This window comes from Saccharopolyspora sp. 6V (assembly GCF_020176785.1).
In the GTDB taxonomy this organism is placed as follows: domain Bacteria; phylum Actinomycetota; class Actinomycetes; order Mycobacteriales; family Pseudonocardiaceae; genus Saccharopolyspora_C; species Saccharopolyspora_C gregorii.
This window is the reverse complement of sequence record NZ_JAIUKB010000178.1, coordinates 1-18615: the sequence shown is the minus strand read 5'-3', so window position 1 is coordinate 18615 and position 18615 is coordinate 1. Positions and strand designations below refer to the sequence as shown.

Below are 18615 nucleotides of genomic sequence, written 5' to 3'. Positions count from 1 at the left end.
GGGGGGGCGGGCGCCCGGGGGGGGGGGGGGGGGGCGCGGCTCGGTCTGCTCGCGTACGGGGCCGGGTTCTGCCTGTCGGTTCTCGTGCTCTGCCCGTTGGCGGCGTTCGCGGCCTGGACGGGGGAATCGTCGCCGTTGTCGGTCGCGCCGCTCGTCAGCGGGGTGCAGGCCGGGTGCTTCGCGGTGGGCGTGTCCGCCCCGCTGTGGGCCGAGGTGCGCGGGACCTCGGCCAAGCGCCGGGTTCTGCGGCGCCTGCTGCCGTTGTGGGCGGAGATCACCGCCGGCGTGCCGGAGGTCCGGCGTGCTCCGTTCGCCGCCGCGGGGCGCGAGGTGTTCCGGTCGCGTGCCGCCGTGGAGCTGGCGTGCTACCGGCTCGTGATCGAGATCCGGGACGCGGTGCTGCTGTTGAGCGGGCACTGCTCGGCCGAACTGGTCGAGCGGGCGCGCGCGCACGTGGTGTCGGCAGGGGTGCCGCCGGACCGGGTGGCGGCGGCGGTGCTGGCCTGCTGGCTGCGGGCGGCGGAGGACGTCCGGGCGCGGGGCGCGGTGGCGGCCGGGAGTGCGGTGCCGCTGCCGGGAGGGGCTGATCTGGAGTCGGAGATCCGCTTCCTGCTGGTGGTCGCCGAGGAGTACGGGGCGGTGCCGGCGCTCGACTTCCGCCGCGCGGAGCGTTCGCAGCCCGCGGGCCGCTGAGCGGCGTCCCGTGGCCGGTCCGCCCCTGGACCAGGGAAAACAAGTCACCTCCCGTTGTCATCCATTTCAGTTGACGGCACTCATCCGCTGTGATTAGCATTAGGCCGCGCGACGTAAGCGGATATGGATGATCTGGGGTATCAGCTCCGCTCGCGCAACTGGGGAGTTCGGTCGACCGAACTGATCGTCGGCAGCGCAGCCGACCTGATCCGGCGAGGGCACGACCCCGCCCGGATCCACCCACCTACGAATTCGGGAGCGCACTTCCGCGCGCCCGGACCGCGCGTCCGGGCGGCGGCACCACCACTGGGAGGACTCTGTGATGTCCGCGAACTCCGGAGGCACCGCGAAGATCGGCACCGACTGGCGGGTCCGCGCCCGGCAACCGGTCGGCTACGACGTCCGCGTGCTCAACGGGCTGCTGTCGCCGTCGAACCCGGCGCTCGCCGAGGCGTGCGGAACCGCGCCCGGCAGGTCGCCGCGATGCCTGCTGATCGTCGACGACTCCGTCGACGTCCTCCACGGCGACCGGCTCCGCGCCTACTTCGAGGCGTGGTCGATCGACGTGGAGTGGCACGTCGTCCCCGGCGGCGAGCAGTCCAAGAACCTCGACGAAGTCGTCGCCATCACCGAGGCGATGACCGGGATGGGCATCCTGCGGCGCTCGGAGAAGGTCGTCGCGGTCGGTGGCGGCGCCGTCCTCGACGTCGCGGGCATGGCCGCCGGGCTGTACCGGCGCGGCGTCCCCTACGTCCGCGTGCCCACCACGCTCATCGGCCAGGTCGACGCCGGGATCGGCGTCAAGACCGGCATCAACCACGGCACGCACAAGAACCGGCTCGGCAGCTACTACGCGCCCGAAGTGGCGCTGATCGACCCGGAATTCCTGCGCACGGTGCCGAAACGGCACATCGCCAACGGGATCGCCGAGATCGTGAAGATGGCGCTGATCAAGGACGCGGCGCTGTTCGACCTGCTGGAACTCGCCGTGCACGACCTGGACGCGGCCGCGTTCGCCGACGGCGAGCCGGGCGGCCCCGCGGTGGAGATCATGTCGCGGGCGATCGGCGGCATGCTCGACGAGCTGGAACCGAACCTGTGGGAAGAGGTGCTGGAGCGCTCGGTCGACTACGGCCACACCTTCAGCCCCTCGCTGGAACTGCGGGCCGACCCGCCGCTGCTGCACGGCGAAGCCGTCGCGGTGGACATGGCGGTGTGCGTGGCGCTCGCGCACAACAGGGGGATGCTCGGCACCGCGGACGCCGACCGGGCGATCGGGCTGCTGCGGGCCGCCGGCCTGCCGGTGACCGACCCGGTGTTCATCACCGACCTGCTCGTCGAAGCGCTGCGCGACGCGGTGAAGCACCGGGACGGCGAGCAGCGGATTCCGCTGACCGACGGCATCGGTTCCGCGACCTTCGTGCACGACATCACCCGCGAGGAACTCGGCGAAGCGCTCCGGTTCGTGCGGGAGCGGGCCGGATCGGACACCGTTCTGGTGCGTGCGGCGCGATGAACCCGATCACCGTGATCGACGTCGGCGGCACCCGGCTGCGGGCCGCCGACTGGACGCCGGAGCACGGGCTGGCCGAGATCACCGAGACCACCCCGCCCAGCATCAGCAGGCGTCCCGGCGCCGACGTCGCGCAGCTGCGGGCCGAACTCGTGCGGGACCTGTGCGCCGCGGTGCCGGCAGGCCGCGTCGCCGGGATCTCCTTCGGCGCCGCGCTGGACCACCGGACCGGCACCGTGCACGCCTCGGCGCCGCTGTGGGGTTCCTGCGCGGAGCCGTTCGACCTGCTGGGCGCTCTGCGGTCCGCGCGCCCGGACGTGCGCTGGCACGTCGTCAACGACGTCACCGCCGCACTGCTGCACGCCATCACCGGGCCCAGGTACGCGGACGACCGCAAGGTGCTGCTCGCGACGATCAGCACCGGCATCGCCTGCCGCACCGTGGACCGCCGCCGCGGCGAGATCCCGGTCGACGAGTGCGGTCTGCAGGGCGAGATCGGGCACCTGCCGGTCGCCGCGTCGTGGCGCGGCGAACCGCTGCACCTGCCCTGCGACTGCGGGGTCGACGACCACCTCTCGGCGTTCGCCTCCGGGCCCGGAATCCGCCGGGTCGCGGAGGAGGTCCGGCGCCGCGATCCCGCCGGATGGCGGAACTCGGCACTGGGGGGCGCCGAGGACGGCACCGCGTTCGAGGACGCGTTCCGCGCCGCGCTGGACCACGGCGACCGGCTCGCCACCGCGCTGCTGGCCGCCGTCACGGCACCGGTCGCCGACCTGCTGCGCACCGCCGTGTGCCTGGACCCGGAGCTGGACCACCTGGTGCTGACCGGAGGCGTCGTCGCCGGGCTGGGCGAGCACTACCGCGGCGCGGTGCTGGCGCACCTGGAACGCGCCGGCACCTACCTGACCGGCGACCGCGTCCCCGGCTGGGCGGCGCGGCGGCTCGTCGTCGACGACGCGAGCACCTCCGGCGGGCTCGTCGGAGCGGGACTCGCGGCGCGGGAGGGCAGATGACCCGGACGCACCGAGCCGTGGTGCGCGACGGCACCGGCATCGCGGTCCGGCACCGGCCGACCCGGCTGCCCGGACCGGGAGAACTGCTGCTGGGCCCCGAAGTGGCAGGCCTGTGCGGCACCGACGTCCAGATGCTGCGCGGCATGCGGGACGACCCGGCCGAGGTGATCGGCCACGAAGGAATCGCGACCGTGGTGGCGGCCGGGCCCGGCGTCGCACCGGAGCTCGCCGCGGGCACGAAGGTCGTGGTGAACCCGACGCACCCCACCGACCCCGCGTTCCTGCTGGGGCACAACGTGGGCGGACTGCTGCAGGAGCGGACCTGGATACCGGCCTCGGTCGTCGACGCGGGCCTGGTGCTGCCGCTGACCGCGGTGCCGGAGCCCGACCTGGCGGCGCTGCTGGAACCGCTCGCGGTGGTGCGCTACGCGCTCTCGGCGCTGCGCCGGTTCCGCCCGCGCACCCTCGTCGTCTTCGGCGCCGGGACGGTCGGCAGGCTCGCGGTGCGCGCCGCGCGTCGATGGCTGGCCGAGGCCGAGCGGATCGTCCTGGTGCGGCGCACCACCGACGACCTGCCGCCGGAGCCGGTGCACGCGGTGCTGGAACCCGGCGCCGACCTGGCGGCGGAAACGGCACCGGGGCCCGTCGCCGTGCTCATCGCCACCCCGCGGGACGCGACCGTCGGCTGCCTGGAGGCGGCGATCGCGGCGGCAGCGGGCCACGAGCTCGCGGTCGACCTGGTGGGCGGCCTGCCACCGGCGGCGGGCACGCCGGTGCTGCCCGGTGCCGACCTCGTCGCGCTCCGCGCCGCCAACCGAGCGGGCACACCCGACCCGCCCGAGCACGCCGCGCTCAGCACCACCACCGGCGACCGCGTGCACCTGTTCGGGCACCGCGGGGTCGGCAACGACCACTTGCGGATCGCCGCCGACGAGCTGGTGCGCGCCCCGGAACGCTACCGCGACCTGGTCACGCACGGCACCGACCTCGACGGAGCCGCCCGGATCATGCGCGAGCTCGCGACCGGCCGCGGTCGCGACATCGACGGCCGCCGGCTGGTGAAGCTCGCCGTGCGGATCTCCGCTCCGCAACCCCGACACCACGAGGAGAACTGATGGCATACGTTTCCGGACCGGTCCGCGCGCTCGTGGTCGGCGGTTCCACGGGCATCGGCCGCGGCATCGCCGACGCCTGGGCGAAAGCGGGCGCCGACGTCGTCGTCGCGAGCCGCAGCGAACCCGATGACGCCGCGCTGGGCTGGGCGCGGCTGGACTTCACCGAACCCGACCAGGCCCGGCAGGCCCTCGCCGAGGTCGCAGGCGCGGGCCCGCTGCACGCGGTGTGCTTCTCCGCGGTGCACTACGGGACGAAGCGGGCGCTGTTCCGCGACGTCACCGAACAGGAGTGGCGCCGCCAGGTGGACGTGAACCTGCACGGCCTGTGGCTGACGCTGGCGGCCACGCTGCCCGCACTGCGAGAAGCAGGCCCCGGGTTGCTGCTCGGGGTCTCCTCCGAAGTGGTCTACAACGCGGGACCCGGCCGGTCCGGTTACGCCGCGACCAAGGCGGCGGGCACCGGCCTGCTCCACTCGCTGGCCCAGGAGGAGGACGCCGCGCGGCTGCGGATCGTGCAGGTGCTGCCCGCCGGCATGGTCGACACCCCGGGCATCCGCCGCCGGCGGCCGGAGGACTTCGACTACAGCGACTACATGCGCCCGGCCGGGTTCGGCGCGGTCGCCACCGAGCTGCTGCGCACCCGCGGCGGCGAGCACCACGGCGACAGCCTGGTCGTCGACGCCGACGGCGGCTGGCGTTCGGTGCGCGAGCAGCCGCCGGAGTCGCAGAGCCGCGGGCTGGGTTCGTGAACCGGCCGCTGATCGGGCTCACCGGCTGGCGCGTCGACGCCGACGGCGCGGACGTGCTCACCCTCGCCGCGGAACTCGGCGCGGACGGGGTGCAGCTCGACCTCGGCGGTCCGGGACGCGGCGCACCGCTCGACGAACCGGGGCGCATCCGGCGGATCCGGGAGACCTCGGCCGCCACCGGAGTCCGCGTGCTCGGGGTAGCGGTGAACCTGATGAACGACATCGGGCTCACCTCCGCCGACCCCGGGGTGGTGCGCCGCACCGTGACCCGCGCCTTGGACGCGGCGCGGGAACTGGAGGCACCGCTGGTGTTCGTGCCGAGCTTCCGGCGCAGCGCGATCACCGGCCCCGCATCGTTGTCGGCGACCGCCGAGGTGCTGCGCTGGGCGAGCGCCGAAGCCGCCGCCCGCGGCCTGCTGCTGGCCAACGAGAACGTCCTCGACGTTCCCGCGGCCGAACGGCTGCTCGACCAGGTCGGCGCGGAATCCTTCCGGCTGCTGCTCGACACGGCCAACCCGCACCAGGCGGGCGTGGACGTCGCGGCGCTGGTCGCGGCGCTCGGCGACCGGTTCGCCGACCAGATCCACGTCAAGGACGGCGGCGACACCGAGTCCGCCCTCGCCGCGGTCCGCGCGCGCGGCGGGCATGTGCGCGCACTGGTGCTGGAGAACGACCACCGCGACGGCGACCGGGAACGGCTGCGCGTCGACCTGGCGCGGCTTCGCGGACACGCCGACACCCTGACCCGACGACCGAGCGAGGCCCGGCCATGACCGAAGAAGTGCTGCTCACCGCCGAGGCGCTGCTGTTCGACATGGACGGCACGCTGGTCGACTCGACCACCGTCGTCGAACGGACCTGGCACCGCTTCGCCCGCCGCCACGGGCTCGACGGCGCCGAGATCCTCGCCGACGCGCACGGCAGGAGGACCGGGGAGACCGTGGCGCGGCACCTGCCCGCCGGCGGCGACGTGGCCGCGGAGACCGCCCGGCTCGTCGCGGAGGAAGTGGCCGACGTCGACGGGATCGTGCAGATCCCCGGAGCCGCCGAGCTGCTGGCGAGCCTGCCCGCGAGCCGCTGGGCCGTGGTCACCTCCGCAGGCCGCGAACTGGCGCGGCGGCGCATGGCGGCGGCCGGGCTGCGGCTGCCCGACGTGGTCGTCAGCGCCGAAGACGTCCGACAAGGAAAACCGGATCCGGAGGGGTATTCGCTCGCCGCCCGGCACCTGGGGGTGCCACCGGAAGCGGCGATCGTGTTCGAGGACGCCGAGGCAGGCCTGCTCTCGGCACTGGCCAGCGGGGCGCGGGCGGTCGTCGTCGGCGCCCACGGCGGGCGGGTCGCCGCAGACCTGCCCCGGGTCGCCGACCTCGACGCGGTCACCGCCTCCAGCGACGGCGAACGCCTGCGGGTCCGACTCGAAGAAATGAGGACCGCACGACCATGACGCAGACCTGGGGGATCACCGAGCGGGACCGCACCTCGCGGTTGCCGTCCTTGACGAGCATGCGGTTCATCTCCGCGCTGCTCGTGTTCTTGTTCCACGCTTCCTGCACGACGCCGCCGTGGACGTTCTTCGGCGACCCGGCGCAGGCGAGCGCGTTCAGCACCGTCGCCGCCGACGCGGGCCGCATCGGCGTCGCGTTCTTCTTCATCCTCAGCGGATTCGTGCTCACCTGGTCCAGCGACTCCGTGGGGGACGTGCTGGACTTCTGGCGCCGCAGGTTGGTGAAGGTGTTCCCGAACCACCTGGTGACCTGGGCGCTGGCGCTGGTGCTGTTCAGCGGCGGCACCGCGGCGGCCGGGACGGTGTTCGCCAACCTGTTCCTGCTGCACCCGTGGGTGCCGGACTACGACACGTTCCTCAGCGTGAACGTGCCGAGCTGGTCGCTGGGCTGCGAGCTGCTGTTCTACCTGGCGTTCCCGGTGCTGTTCCCGCTGATCAAGCGGATTCCCGCGGCTCGGCTGTGGGCGACCGCGATCGGGCTGATCGCGGCGGTGTTCGCGGTGGCGTTCGTGGCGCAGTTCCTGGTGCCCACCGAACCGGGGCTCCCGGAGGCGAACTCGCCGGGCTCGGTGTGGCAGTTCTGGCTGGTGTACTTCCTGCCGCCGGTGCGCGCGCTGGACTTCGCGCTCGGCATCGTGCTGGCCAGGATCGTGCTGAGCGGGCGCTGGATCGGGCTCGGCTTCGGGACCGCGGCGTTGCTCACCGCCGGCGGGTACGTGCTGGCGTCCTTCGTGCCGTGGGTGTTCCACCTGAACGCGGTCACGATCATCCCGCTGGCGCTGCTCATCCCGGCGGCCGCGTGCGCCGACGTCCGCGGCGGCCGCTCGCCGCTGCGGGGGCGGTTCCCGGTGTGGCTGGGGGAGATCTCGTTCGCGTTCTACATGGTGCACGCGCTGGTGCTGAGCGGTACCCGGGAGCTGCTGGGGCCGGACGCCTACTTCGGCTTCTGGGCCGCGAGCGGTGTGGTGCTCGCCGAGCTGGTCGTCTCGGTGCTGGGCGCGTGGCTGCTGTACACCGCCGTCGAACGGCCGATCATGCGGCGCTTCGGCCGCCGCCGTCCGCCCGCGGCGCCTGTGGAGTCCGTCCCCGCCGAACCCGTTCCCGCGAAGTGAGGTGCGCATGTCCCGTTCCACCGACATGACAGGCCGGGTTTCGCCCGAATCGCCCGAGCGCGAGTCGTCCGCGATGTCCGCACTGGTGCTGGAAGCTCCCGGGGTGGTGCGGGAGCGGCGAATTCCGGTGGCCCCGCCGAGCCGCGGGAACTGCCTGATCCGGATCAGCCGGATCGGCCTGTGCGGCACGGATCTGGGTTTCTACGACGGATCGAGCAATTACCTGCACGACGGGTTGAAGTCGTTCCCGTTCGTGTTCGGCCACGAGTGGAGCGGGCGGATCGTCGAAACCGGTTCCGGGGTCGTCGGGTTCGAAGTCGGACAGCGCGTTTCCGGGCACAATTTCCGCCCTTGCGGGAACTGCCCCGCTTGCGGACGCGGCGACCTCAGGTACTGCCCGGGTCGCAGCGAGATCGGCGTGCTCGGCCAGGCGCAGGGCGCCGCTGCCGACTACCTCGAAGCCCCGGCGGACACGCTGGTCCGGATCCCGGACTCGCTCGGCGACGACGTCGCCGCGCTGCTGGAACCCGCCTCGGCCGCGCTGCACGCGGTGCGGCGGCTGGCGGTGACCGGTGCGGACCGGGTGGCGGTGCTGGGCGCGGGCACGCTCGGTGTCGTAGCGGCCCAGTTGTGCCGTGCGCTGGGCGCGCGGGTCGACGTGTTCGACCCGCAACCGGAGCCGCGGGAGCTCGCCGCGGAACTCGGCTTCCCGGTCTCGGTTCCGGAGAACGCCGAAGCGGACCGCTACTCGGCCGTCATCGAGGCATCGGGTTCGGTGGCCGCGGCCAGGTCCGCGCCGGTGCTGTGCGCACCGGGTGCCCGAATGGCGCAGCTGGGCACTCCGCACCATTCGGTGGACGGATTTCCGGTCGCCGACCTGGTGATCAAGAACGTCACGGTGCACGCGGTCCTCTCCGGGATCGGGTGCTGGGAAGAGTTGATCAAGTTCGTGGAAAGCGGTCTGGTCCGGCTGGATCCCTTGGTAGATTCCGCTTTCTCCCGTTCGGAAGTCGGTGCCGCCTTCCAACGGCTTGCCAGCAGCGGTCGCCGACGTCCGAAGATCCTGATTCGGATGTCCTGACGGTGACCGGACGAGAAAGGAGAAGTGAACTCATCGTGAGCACAGTTTCGATCCCCGGCGCGGTGGTGCACTACACGACGCACGGCGCGGGGCCAGGACTCGTCCTGGTGCACGGGACCGGAGCCGATTCGGTCGCCAACTTCGGCCACCTGGTGGACCGGTTCACCGACCGGCACACCGTGATCACCCCGGACTACGCGGGCAGCGGTGGCACCGAGGACGACGGTGGTGCGATCACCCTCGACGCGCTGATCGAGCAGGTCGCCGCCGTCATCCGGGACAACGGTGGCGAGCCGGTGGACCTCGGCGGGTTCTCGCTCGGCGCCGTCGTCGCGGCCGGGGTGGCCGCCAAGCACCCCGAACTGGTGCACCGGCTGGTGCTCATCGCCGGCTGGCAGGACTCGACCGATCCGCGCCACCAGCTCACCTTCAAGCTGTGGCGCGACCTCGCGGACCTCGACGAGTCCTCCTACGCGCGACTGATCACGCTGCTGCTGTTCACCCCCGGCTTCGTCAGCCGGATGGGCGTGGAGGCGCTGGCCGAGTTCGTGGCGGGCACCAAGTGCTCGGACGGCACCAACCGGCAGATCGACCTGGGGCTCGGCATCGACATCAGCGACCTCACCCCGAAGATCCAGGCGTCCACGCTGGTCGTCGGCTGCACCCACGACCAGCTGGTGCCCGTCGGGCACTCCCGGGAACTGCACGAGTCCATCGAGGGCAGCACCTACGCCGAGATCGACAGCGGACACCTGGTCGTCATGGAACGGCCGGACGAGCTGGTGGACCTGGTCCGCGGATTCCTGCACCCCGAGAACTGACCGACGACCACCGCTCCGCGAGGTTCGCCCATGCCCATTCCCGTGTTCGCACTCATGCTCGGCGTGTTCTGCGTCGGCACCGCCGAGGTCGCGATCTCCGGACTGCTGCCGAACGTGGCGGCGGACCTGGCGGTCAGCGTGCCCTCGGCGGGTCTGCTGGTCACCGGATACGCCCTCGGCGTGACGGTGATCGGGCCCGCGGTCACGCTGCTGACCACGAAGGTGCCGCGCAAGGCGCTGGTGCTCGTGCTGATGGCCGTGTTCACCGCGGGCAACGCCGCCGCGGTGGTGGCGCCGGACTACGGCGTGCTGATGGCGGCGCGGGTGTTCACCGCGATGAGCCACGGAACCTTCGTGGCGGTCGCGTTCTCGCTGGCCGCCGCGATCTCCGCGCCGGACAAGCAGGGTTCGGCGATGGCGAAGATCGCGCTCGGGTTCAACCTGGCGAACGCGCTCGGCTCCCCGCTGGGCACGTTCGTCGGGCAGCGGTTCGGCTGGCGGTTCACCTTCGTCGCCATCGCGCTGGTGGCGGGGCTGACCATCGTGCTGATCGCGCTGTTCATGCGGCCGCCCGCGCAGCAGCGGGCGGCCACCGGGCGCGAACGGCTGCGCCAGGAGGTCGCGGCACTGCGCAGTCCGGTGCTGGTGGTGGCGGTGGTGGTCACGGTGCTCGCCCAGGGCGCGGTGTTCACCACTTCCACCTACCTGGTGCCGATCTTGCAGGAGGTCAGCGGGTTCGCGCCCGCGTCGATCTCGGTGCTGCTGGTGGTGTTCGGCGTCGGCTCGGTGGTCGGGAACTTCGCCGGTGGCAAGCTCGCCGACGGGGACGTGGGCCGGGCGGTGCTCGCCGTGCTGGCCGTGCTCACCGCGGTGTGCCTGGTGTTCTGGCTCTGCGGTCCGGTCCCGGCGCTGGCGGTGGCGGCGCTGTTCCTGTTCGGTGCTTCGGGCTTCTCCATCATCCCGAGCCTGCAGGCGCACATCCAGCGCATCGCGATCGCCGCTCCGACCCTCGCGTTGTCGGTGAACGTGTCCGCGTTCAACCTGGGCAACGGGTTCGGCGCCTGGCTCGGCGGGCAGGTGCTCGACCTCGGCTGGGGGACCGGGGCGGTGCCGCTGACCTCCGCCGCGGTGTGCGGGCTCGCGCTGCTGCTGGCCGTAGCCTCGCACTGGTGGCGGAACCGGTCGAGCGGCGGTGACCGGGTCGCGGTGGAATCAGCGGTGTGACCGGGGGGGGGGGGGGGGGGGCGCCCCCCCCCCGCGCCCGAGCGGAGGAGATGACGGGTGGACCTGCAACTGGTGCTGCCCGCGGAATCGCCGGAGCTGCCGTTCGCGGAGCTGGGCGATCTCGCGGTGGCGGCTGAGCGGCTCGGATACGGGGCGGTGTGGTTGCCGGACCACCTGCTGCCGCCGTCGCGCTACGCACCCGGCAGCTACGGCGGGATCTACGATCCGCTGGTCGCCCTGGCCGCCATCGCGGTGCGCACCCGGACGATCCGGTTGGGCACCTCGGTGCTGGTGCTGCCGATGCGCAGCCCGTTCGTCGTCGCCAAGCAGGCGGCCACGCTGGAGCGGATCTCCGGCGGCCGCTTCACCCTCGGCGTCGGCATCGGCTGGGACCGGGCGGAATTCGCCGCGGTGGGGGCCGGCTTCGCCGACCGCGGGGCGCGCGCCGACGAGGCCATCGACCTGATCCGGCACCTGCTCGGCGGTTCCGGACCGTTCCACGGCACGCACTTCCACTACGACACCGGGGTCTTCGAACCGAAGCCCGGCACACCGGTGCCGATCGTGGTGGGTGGTTCGGGGGAGCGGGCGCTGCGCCGCGCGGCCCGGTCGGGCGACGGGTGGCAGCCCATCGCTCCGGAACCCGCCACGTTCGCCGCGCGTGTCGATTGGTTGCGGGCGAACGCGGTGCGGCCGGTCCGGGTCTCGGTGCGGACGTCGTGGCTCGGCGGCGGCGCGGAGCTGGCGGCCGTCGTGGACGACGTGCATGCCTATGCCGCGGCCGGGGCCGATTCGGTCGCGGTGTGGCTGGGCTCCGACGACGGGGTGCGCGAGCGGATGGCGCGGTTCATCGCCGCCGCCGGCTGATCGCCGGAGCGATCAGCTCTCGGCCTCCGGCCGCTTCACCCCGCCCGCCAGGTCCTTCACCAGCGCGGTGACCGCGTCCAGCCCTTCCCAGTCGAGCAGCGGCGCGTAGGTGCAGATCTCCCGGATGCGGCTGTTGCGCATGGCCAGGACCAGTTCGTACTGCGCCACGATCTCCCGGGTCGCCTCGTTGTCGGTGAAGAAGGCGACGGGCACCCGGAAGAACTCGGCGAGCGCCTGGAGGTGGTGCAGGGTCGGGTTGTCCCGCTGGCCGCGGCAGAGCTGGTGCAGGTAGCCGTGCGAGATGGATTTCCCGGTGCCGGCGCTGATCTCCGCGGCGAGGCGTTCGAAGGTCGGCCACTGGGCCTGCTGCCCGGGGGCGGCGTTCTGCTGGGCGTACACGTCGATCAGGTACACCAGCTTGTCGGCGAGCGTCCGCGGCGGCTGCTCCGCCGAGCCGGGTTCCGGGTTCATCGCACCTCCACGGCGGGACCGCCGACCGTCACGCTCCGTCGTGGCCGACCGGTCCGATCCGGTTCGCCCGCGTTCCGGTCCGCCGCGAGTGCGTCCGGCGGGGTACAGGGGTCCGCACACCCGTTTTCGGCGGTGTGCGACCGACTTGCGCGGAAGAGTACCACGTGCCGGGTTCCGCTCCGGTGATCCTCTTCGCGATCCGGTCCGGGGCGTTTCGGGCACACCGGGCCGACTCCGATGCGTGATCGCACGGGGCCGTTGCGTGCTCGCTCAGGCGTCCCACGGAGTGCCGTACTTCGCGGTGAGCTCGTGGATCTCGGCGGGTTCGAGCAGGCGCGGGCGGTGCCGGCCGAGGCCGAGCAGCAGGGCCGCGACCTCCTCGATCTCCACCGCCGCGTCCACCGCCGCCGCCAGCGAGGTGCCCGCGGTGATCGGGCCGTGGTTCTGCAGCAGCGCGGCGCGGAACTCGAAGTCCAGCGCCGCGAGCGCACCGGCCTGCGCCGGATCGCCCGGTGCGGCGTACGGGACGAGCGGGGCCTGGCCGACGCGCATCACGAAGTACGGGGTCAGCGGCGGGATCGCGCTGCGCTCGGACCACGGCTGCAGGCAGGACACCGCGGAAGCGTGCCGGGAGTGCAGGTGCACCACCGCGGTGGTGGCCGGGTCGCGGCGGTAGAAGGCGCCGTGCAGCGGGAACTCCTTCGACGGCCGCGGCCCGCCGAGGTGCTCGCCGTCGAGGGACAGCTCGGCGAGCGCCGCCGGGTCGAGGTCGCCGAGGTCCGCGCCCGTCGGCGTGATCAGCATCCGGTCGCCCTCGCGGACGCTGAGGTTGCCGGAGGAGCCGGGGCTCAGGCCGAGCGCGGCGAGCTTCGCGCCCGCGGCGGCCAGTTCTGCTCGGGCGTCGCTCATGACAGCACGTCCCATGCGGTGGTGAAGATGTCGACCCCTCCGAAGTTCCCCGATTTCAGCGCCACGTCCACCGGCCTGGGCTCTCCGTCCACATCGGACTCGGTGCGGCACCAGGGCACGCCGGGCGCGATCTGCGCGCCGACGTGCAGGGTGGTGGCGCCGAGCGCGAGGACCACCGCGCCGGAGGTCTCGCCGCCCGCGACGAGCAGCCGCCGCGCGCCGTGCGCGACCAGGTCGGCGGCGCAGCGCGCCAGCGCCCGCTCCAGCAGCGCCCCGGCGGGCTCGGCGTCGTCGTCTCGCGCCGGTTCGACCTCGTCGCCGACGCCGACCGCGTAGAGCAGCGGCGGCAGCGCGGGATCACCGGCCCAGCAGGAGCGGACGAACTCGACGAGCTGGGCGGTGGTGCCGTCGAAGTCCGCGCGCAGCGCCGCGAGATCCAGCTTCCGGTGTGGCAGCAGGGTTTTCGCGTGCGTGACCTGGGACCGGGTCGCGGCCGATGCGCTGCCCGCCAGCACCACCGCCGGGCCCGGACCGGCCGATCCCGCGCGGGCCCGCCCCGGGTGCGGACCGGTGAGCCCGAGCGCGAGCCCCGCGCCACCGGTGAGCACCGGCGCGTCCGCGGTGGCCGCCGCGATCACCGCGAGGTCCTCGTCCGTGGCGGCATCGACCACCACCAGCGCGTCGCCGTGCTCGGCCAGGCTCGCGCGCACCGCCTCGGCCCCGGCGCGCACCACGTCGTGCCCGGCCAGCCGCACCGGCCGGCGGGTCTGCGGGGACAGCAGCCGCAGCAGGTTCGAGTCCCGCATCGGGGTCAGCGGGTGGTCGCGCATCGGGCTCTCCGCCAGCGGCTGGTCGCCGACGAACAGGTGTCCGCGGTGCACGGTGCGGCCGGTCGCGGGGAACGACGGCACCACCACCGCGCCCGGCACGTCGAGCTCGTCGAGCACCGCGTCCACCACCGGCCCGATGTTGCCCTCGGGCGTGGAATCGAACGTGGAGCAGTACTTGAGGTAGATCCGCTCGCAGCCGGCGGCGCGCAGCGAGCGCACCGCGGCGAGCGAGTCCCGCAGGGCCTCCTCGACCGGCGCGGTGCGGGACTTCAGCGCCACCACCACCGCGTCCAGTTCGTCGAGCGGCTCGGCGGGCGCCGCGGTGCCGATCACCACGGCGGTGCGGAAGCCGCGGGAGACGAGCATCGTCGCGAGGTCGGTCGCCCCGGTGAAGTCGTCGGCGATCGCGCCGAGCAGCGGCATGCGTCCTCCCTGGCGGGCGGGTCCACGGCGCGCGCGGACGGGGTCTGAGGACGGCCGGGGGATCGCCCGGATCGGGAGTCGCGGGCGAACCGCACCGCGGCCGTGAAAATATGTTAGCACGCTTGACTCTGATGTGAATCAGTGAATATCTTCTGTGAACCAGTGTGATCCCGGTTCCACCCGATCGGCCGTGGGGGCGCGCGGCTCCCCGAGCTATCGCGGCGCCAGGACTCAACGAGGAGACCCATGAACGAGCAGCCACGCCCACCGGGCACCGGCGAACGGCCCGTCGGGTACGCGCTCTCCGGAGCGGCGGGCGGCTTCGCCCGCACCCTGCTGGCGCAGACCAGGCTGATCCCCGCGCTCGAACCCGCCGTGCTCTGCGACGTCGACGTCCCCAGGCTGCGCGCGCTGTGCCTCGAACTCGGGTATCCCGAAGCGCGCCTGCGCACCTGCGCCGACGCCGCGGAGACCGCCGCCGCCACCGCGGACGGGAACATCGCGCTCGTCGCCGACCACGAACTCATCGGCGCGGGCGCCTGGGACGTGCTCGTCGAAGCCACCGGCAGCCCCGCCCACGGCTACGCGATGGCGCGCGCCGCGCTCGAACTCGGCAGGCACGTCGCCATGGTCAGCAAGGAGGTCGACTCCGTCGCCGGGCTGCACCTGGCCCGGATCGCCGCGGCCAACGACGTCGCCTACCTGCCCGCCGAGGGCGACCAGCCCGGCAACCTGCTCAAGCTGCTGGACCGGGCGCGGCTGCTCGGCATGGACGTCGTCGCCATCGGCAAGTCCACCGAGTACGACCTCGTCCACGACCCCGAACGCGGGACCGTCACCCAGCTCGACCGCACCGTCGACGCGCCCGAGCTCGGCGAGCTGCTCACCCTCGGCGACGACGTGCGCGCCACCCTCGCCGCCCGCGCCGAGGCCGTCGCCGCGTTGCCCACCGGCGCCACCGCCGACTACTGCGAGATGGCGGTCGTCGCCAACGGCACCGGCTTCCGGCCCGACGTGGAACGGCTGCACTACCCGGTCGCGCGGATCGCCGAACTCGCCGACGTCTACGCGCTGCGCGAGGACGGCGGGGTGCTGCGCGAACCCGGCGCCGTGGACGTGTTCAGCGCGCTGCGGCTGCCCGGGGAAGCCTCCTTCGCCGGCGGCGAGTTCGTCGTGCTGCGCACCAACGACGCCGAGACCTGGCGGATCCTCGCCGAGAAGGGCCACGTCGTCAGCCGCGACGGCCGCTACGCCGTCCTCTACCTGCCCTTCCACCTGATGGGCGTGGAAACCCCGGCGACGCTGCTCGACCTCGTCGCCCGCGGTCGCGACGCGCTCACCCGCGAACCCCGCAGGCACGCCGTGCTCGCCGGGCGCGCGAAGCAGGACCTCGCCGCGGGCACCGTCCTCGACATGGGCGGGCACCACCACGACGTCACCGGCGTGCAGGCCGTGCTGCTGCGCGGCGACGAGGCCCCCGCCGACGTCGCGCCGCTGTACCTCGCCGCGCATGCGACGCTGCGCCGCGACGTCGCCGCGGGCGAGCTGATCGCCCTGTCCGACCTGGCGAACCCGGACCCCGCCCTCGTCGAGGCCTGGCAGCAGGGCGAGGAGACCAGATGAGCACCGAACTGACCCCGCTGCTGCTCGCGGCGGGCGCGATCGTGGTGCTGATCCTGCTCATCACCAAGATGAAGCTGCACCCGTTCCTCGCGCTGATGATCGCCGCGCTCGGCCTCGGCTTCGCGAACGGGATCGCACCCGGTGAGACCGCCGAGCACTTCCAGACCGGCTTCGGCGACGCGCTCAGCGACACCGGGCCCGTCATCGGCCTCGGCACCATCCTCGGCGGCATCCTGCTCGGCTCCGGCGGCGCCGACCGCATCGCCACCGCGTTCATCGGCGCCCGGCCCGTCAAGTGGATTCCCGCCGCCATCGCCACCGCGGCGCTGCTCATCGGCATGCCGCACCTGTTCGACGTCAGCTTCGTGATGCTGGTGCCGCTGGTGTACGCCGTCGCCAAGCGCACCGGCTCGCACCTGCTGTTCGTGGGCCTGCCGATGGCCGCCGGGCTCTACGTCTCGCACGGGCTGCTGCCCCCGCACCCGGCGCCGACGCTGGCGGTCGCCGCCTACGACGCGAACACCGGGCTCACCATCTTCTACGGGCTGCTCATCGCGATCCCGGTGATGGTGCTGTGCGGGCCGGTGCTCACTCCGCTGCTGTCCCGCTGGTTCGGGCCCGCGCCGGACCTGGACAAGTCCCCGGTGCCCGATCCCGGGCCCGCCGAGGACGAGCTCCGCCGGCCGGTGTCGCTGGTGCTCGCGCTGATCACCGTGCTGCTGCCTGCTGGGCTGATGCTCATCGGCACCCTCGGCACGGCCGTGGCCGCGCCGGACGGCTGGGCGCACGTCGTGTTCGAAGCCTGCGACACCCCGGTGCTGTCGCTGCTCGTCGCCGTCGTGTTCGCGTTCTTCGCGCTCGGCGTGCGATCCGGGTTCGGGCTGGCGAAGCTGCAGAAGATGGCGGCCAAGGGGCTCGGGCCGGTCGGCGCGATCATCCTCATCCTCGGTGCCGGCGGCGGGCTCAAGGAGATGCTCTCCGCCACCGAGGTCGACCAGCTGATCACCCAGTACGCCGTGGACTGGGCGGTGCCACCGCTGCTGCTGGCGTGGCTCACCGCCGCGCTGCTGCGGGTCTGCCTCGGCTCCGCGACCGTCGCGACCGCGGCGGCCACCGGGATCGTCGCGCCGCTCGTCGCCGCCTACCCGGGGCTGTCGCCGGAGCTGCTGGTGCTCGCCACCGCGTCCGGCGCGGTGATGCTCTCGCACGTCAACGACTCCGGGTTCTGGTTGTTCAAGGAGTACTTCCAGCTCAGCGTCGCCCAGACCTTCCGGACCTGGACGCTGATGCTGTCCGTGCAGTCGGTGCTGAGCCTCGGCGGCGTCCTGCTGCTGAGCGCGCTGGTCACCTGATCGAGCCCCCCGCCCGCCCGTCGCGCCCGGGCGGGCGGGGTTTCCAGCGGGTTCCGCGGAGCCCCGGGCGGACGGCCGCGACAATGGGAGCCGCCGGGCGGAGCAGCCCGGCGGCACGAGACGGGAGCAGGGCATGGACGCGTCGGGCAACCCGCCGCTCATTCCGGACCAGCGGCGCGAACAACTGGTCAAGCACCTGCGGCGCGAAGGCGTGCTCAGCGTCCAGCAGATCACCCAGCTGTTCGGCATCTCGCACATGACGGTGCGCCGCGACCTCGCCGAACTCGAACGCCGCGGGCTCGTGTTCTCCGTGCCCGGCGGCGCCCGCATCGCCAGCCAGCTGCACGCCGAACCGACCTACCAGGACAAGTCCGTCACCGAGCAGCCCGCGAAGCAGGCGATGGCGCGGGAAGCGGCCCGGCACGTCCGCGACGGCATGACCGTCTACCTCGACGCGGGCACCACGATGCTCACCATGATCCCGCTGCTGGTGGAGCGCGCGGAGCTCACCGTCGTCACCAACGACTTCACCGCCGTGGAGCGGTTGCTGCCCGCCACCCACCTCGACGTGATCCACCTCGGCGGGCTCGTCGAACCGGCGAACCGCTCCACCGTCGGACGGCTCGCCGCCGCCACGCTGCGGCAGCTCGCACTGGACGTCGCGTTCGTCAGCGCCAGCTCCTGGGACCTGCTGCGCGGCGTCACCACGCCGTCCGAGCGCAAGGTGGAGGTCAAGCACGCCGCGATGGCCACCGCCTCGAAATCCCTGCTGGTCGCCGGATCCTCCAAGTACGGGACGTTCGGGCGCTACAAGGTCGCGCCGCTGACCGCCTTCGACGAGGTCGTCACCGACGCCGCGCTGGCCGACGCGGCGGCGGAGGGGATCCGGGCGGCGGGGACCGAGCTGCGGTTGGTGGCGTCGGAGTCGTGAAGCGGCGAACCGTCCCGAGCGCAGGAACGAGCGCTCGGGACGGGCGCGCCGGGTCCGCCCCGCCCGCGCCCCCCCCCCGCCCGCGCCCCCCCGCCCCCCCCCCCCCCGGCGGTGGTCACCGGGCACCGGCCAACTCGCAGGCGGCCTGCGCCGACCGAACCTTCGGCGCCACCAGCGACCCGCGGGCCTTCCGGTAGGTGCTGCGGTCCGCAGTGGTCGGCTGCGCGGGTGCGGCGACCGCCAGCGCGCGGCGGGTGCACTGGACGCGTCTTCCGACGGAGTTCTCCTGGCCCGGCGACGAAAACCGGGCCGGGGGGGGGGGGGCGGCCCCCCCGGGGGGGGGGGGGGGGCATGGAGGTGGGTGTGTGGCGGGTGCGGCGGGCG

18 protein-coding genes are annotated in these 18615 nt (G+C 73.4%); 15 read left to right on the top strand and 3 right to left on the bottom strand.

What is annotated here, in order from left to right; genetic code table 11:
* From LCD35_RS27835 to LCD35_RS27780, 12 genes are all read left to right on the top strand, one after another.
* Positions 1–693 (top strand): MAB_1171c family putative transporter (locus tag LCD35_RS27835; RefSeq protein ID WP_308016949.1); only part of this gene is annotated, 693 nt, incomplete at its 5' end.
* A 322-nt stretch (positions 694–1015) separates the two neighbouring features.
* A complete protein-coding gene (locus LCD35_RS27830; RefSeq protein WP_225045201.1) occupies positions 1016–2209 on the top strand; it encodes a sedoheptulose 7-phosphate cyclase in 1194 nt (397 codons plus the stop codon).
* Positions 2206–3219, top strand: a complete 1014-nt coding sequence (locus tag LCD35_RS27825) for an ROK family protein (RefSeq protein ID WP_224962573.1) — start codon at positions 2206–2208, stop codon at positions 3217–3219. Before LCD35_RS27830 ends, LCD35_RS27825 begins: the two co-directional genes overlap by 4 nt.
* Positions 3216–4334 (top strand): alcohol dehydrogenase catalytic domain-containing protein, encoded by a 1119-nt coding sequence (locus LCD35_RS27820; RefSeq protein WP_225045200.1) that lies wholly within the window; start codon positions 3216–3218, stop codon positions 4332–4334. Before LCD35_RS27825 ends, LCD35_RS27820 begins: the two co-directional genes overlap by 4 nt.
* Entirely contained in the window at positions 4334–5083 is a 750-nt protein-coding gene (locus tag LCD35_RS27815) for an SDR family NAD(P)-dependent oxidoreductase (protein ID WP_225045199.1), read from the top strand. The genes LCD35_RS27820 and LCD35_RS27815 overlap by 1 nt, the downstream gene beginning before the upstream one ends.
* Complete coding sequence (locus LCD35_RS27810) at positions 5080–5856, top strand: sugar phosphate isomerase/epimerase (RefSeq protein WP_225045198.1); 777 nt, start codon at positions 5080–5082, stop codon at positions 5854–5856. The genes LCD35_RS27815 and LCD35_RS27810 overlap by 4 nt, the downstream gene beginning before the upstream one ends.
* On the top strand, positions 5853–6527 hold the full coding sequence (locus LCD35_RS27805; RefSeq protein WP_225045197.1) for an HAD-IA family hydrolase: 675 nt from the start codon (positions 5853–5855) through the stop codon (positions 6525–6527). Before LCD35_RS27810 ends, LCD35_RS27805 begins: the two co-directional genes overlap by 4 nt.
* Positions 6524–7699, top strand: a complete 1176-nt coding sequence (locus LCD35_RS27800) for an acyltransferase (protein WP_224962565.1) — start codon at positions 6524–6526, stop codon at positions 7697–7699. The genes LCD35_RS27805 and LCD35_RS27800 overlap by 4 nt, the downstream gene beginning before the upstream one ends.
* Before the next feature lie 7 nt (positions 7700–7706).
* Positions 7707–8780, top strand: a complete 1074-nt coding sequence (locus tag LCD35_RS27795) for a zinc-binding dehydrogenase (protein WP_225045196.1) — start codon at positions 7707–7709, stop codon at positions 8778–8780.
* 35 nt (positions 8781–8815) lie between these two features.
* A complete protein-coding gene (locus LCD35_RS27790) occupies positions 8816–9601 on the top strand; it encodes an alpha/beta fold hydrolase (protein ID WP_224962561.1) in 786 nt (261 codons plus the stop codon).
* Positions 9602–9631: 30 nt separating this feature from the next.
* Entirely contained in the window at positions 9632–10825 is a 1194-nt protein-coding gene (locus LCD35_RS27785) for an MFS transporter (RefSeq protein ID WP_224967963.1), read from the top strand.
* A 57-nt stretch (positions 10826–10882) separates the two neighbouring features.
* Complete coding sequence (locus LCD35_RS27780; RefSeq protein ID WP_225045195.1) at positions 10883–11692, top strand: TIGR03619 family F420-dependent LLM class oxidoreductase; 810 nt, start codon at positions 10883–10885, stop codon at positions 11690–11692.
* A gap of 12 nt (positions 11693–11704) precedes the next feature.
* Here LCD35_RS27780 and LCD35_RS27775 read toward each other — a convergent pair whose 3' ends face one another.
* From LCD35_RS27775 to otnK, 3 genes are all read right to left on the bottom strand, one after another.
* Complete coding sequence (locus LCD35_RS27775) at positions 11705–12163, bottom strand: helix-turn-helix transcriptional regulator (RefSeq protein ID WP_224962903.1); 459 nt, start codon at positions 12161–12163, stop codon at positions 11705–11707.
* Positions 12164–12433: 270 nt separating this feature from the next.
* Positions 12434–13072, bottom strand: a complete 639-nt coding sequence (locus tag LCD35_RS27770) for a class II aldolase/adducin family protein (protein ID WP_224962901.1) — start codon at positions 13070–13072, stop codon at positions 12434–12436.
* Positions 13069–14325: a 3-oxo-tetronate kinase gene (otnK, locus tag LCD35_RS27765; RefSeq protein WP_225045194.1), complete on the bottom strand. Its 1257-nt coding sequence runs from the start codon at positions 14323–14325 to the stop codon at positions 13069–13071. Before otnK ends, LCD35_RS27770 begins: the two co-directional genes overlap by 4 nt.
* A 246-nt stretch (positions 14326–14571) precedes the next feature.
* Here otnK and LCD35_RS27760 point away from each other — a divergent pair, with 246 nt between their 5' ends.
* The 3 genes from LCD35_RS27760 to LCD35_RS27750 all read left to right on the top strand — a co-directional run bounded on the left by LCD35_RS27760 (position 14572) and on the right by LCD35_RS27750 (position 18231).
* The gene (locus LCD35_RS27760; RefSeq protein ID WP_225045193.1) at positions 14572–15948 is read left to right on the top strand and encodes a homoserine dehydrogenase; all 1377 of its coding nucleotides are present in this window, start codon (positions 14572–14574) and stop codon (positions 15946–15948) included.
* A complete protein-coding gene (locus LCD35_RS27755; RefSeq protein ID WP_225045192.1) occupies positions 15945–17300 on the top strand; it encodes a gluconate:H+ symporter in 1356 nt (451 codons plus the stop codon). Before LCD35_RS27760 ends, LCD35_RS27755 begins: the two co-directional genes overlap by 4 nt.
* A gap of 133 nt (positions 17301–17433) precedes the next feature.
* Positions 17434–18231: a DeoR/GlpR family DNA-binding transcription regulator gene (locus tag LCD35_RS27750; protein WP_224962596.1), complete on the top strand. Its 798-nt coding sequence runs from the start codon at positions 17434–17436 to the stop codon at positions 18229–18231.
* Positions 18232–18615: the final 384 nt, after the last annotated feature.

Coding starts and splice junctions, on each gene's coding strand:
- LCD35_RS27830 (WP_225045201.1), top strand. CDS start 1,016: ATGTCCGCGAACTCCGGAGGCACCGCGAAGATCGGCACCGACTGGCGG.
- LCD35_RS27825 (WP_224962573.1), top strand. CDS start 2,206: ATGAACCCGATCACCGTGATCGACGTCGGCGGCACCCGGCTGCGGGCC.
- LCD35_RS27820 (WP_225045200.1), top strand. CDS start 3,216: ATGACCCGGACGCACCGAGCCGTGGTGCGCGACGGCACCGGCATCGCG.
- LCD35_RS27815 (WP_225045199.1), top strand. CDS start 4,334: ATGGCATACGTTTCCGGACCGGTCCGCGCGCTCGTGGTCGGCGGTTCC.
- LCD35_RS27805 (WP_225045197.1), top strand. CDS start 5,853: ATGACCGAAGAAGTGCTGCTCACCGCCGAGGCGCTGCTGTTCGACATG.
- LCD35_RS27800 (WP_224962565.1), top strand. CDS start 6,524: ATGACGCAGACCTGGGGGATCACCGAGCGGGACCGCACCTCGCGGTTG.
- LCD35_RS27795 (WP_225045196.1), top strand. CDS start 7,707: ATGTCCCGTTCCACCGACATGACAGGCCGGGTTTCGCCCGAATCGCCC.
- LCD35_RS27785 (WP_224967963.1), top strand. CDS start 9,632: ATGCCCATTCCCGTGTTCGCACTCATGCTCGGCGTGTTCTGCGTCGGC.
- LCD35_RS27775 (WP_224962903.1), bottom strand. CDS start 12,163: ATGAACCCGGAACCCGGCTCGGCGGAGCAGCCGCCGCGGACGCTCGCC.
- LCD35_RS27770 (WP_224962901.1), bottom strand. CDS start 13,072: ATGAGCGACGCCCGAGCAGAACTGGCCGCCGCGGGCGCGAAGCTCGCC.
- otnK (WP_225045194.1), bottom strand. CDS start 14,325: ATGCCGCTGCTCGGCGCGATCGCCGACGACTTCACCGGGGCGACCGAC.
- LCD35_RS27760 (WP_225045193.1), top strand. CDS start 14,572: ATGAACGAGCAGCCACGCCCACCGGGCACCGGCGAACGGCCCGTCGGG.
- LCD35_RS27755 (WP_225045192.1), top strand. CDS start 15,945: ATGAGCACCGAACTGACCCCGCTGCTGCTCGCGGCGGGCGCGATCGTG.
- LCD35_RS27750 (WP_224962596.1), top strand. CDS start 17,434: ATGGACGCGTCGGGCAACCCGCCGCTCATTCCGGACCAGCGGCGCGAA.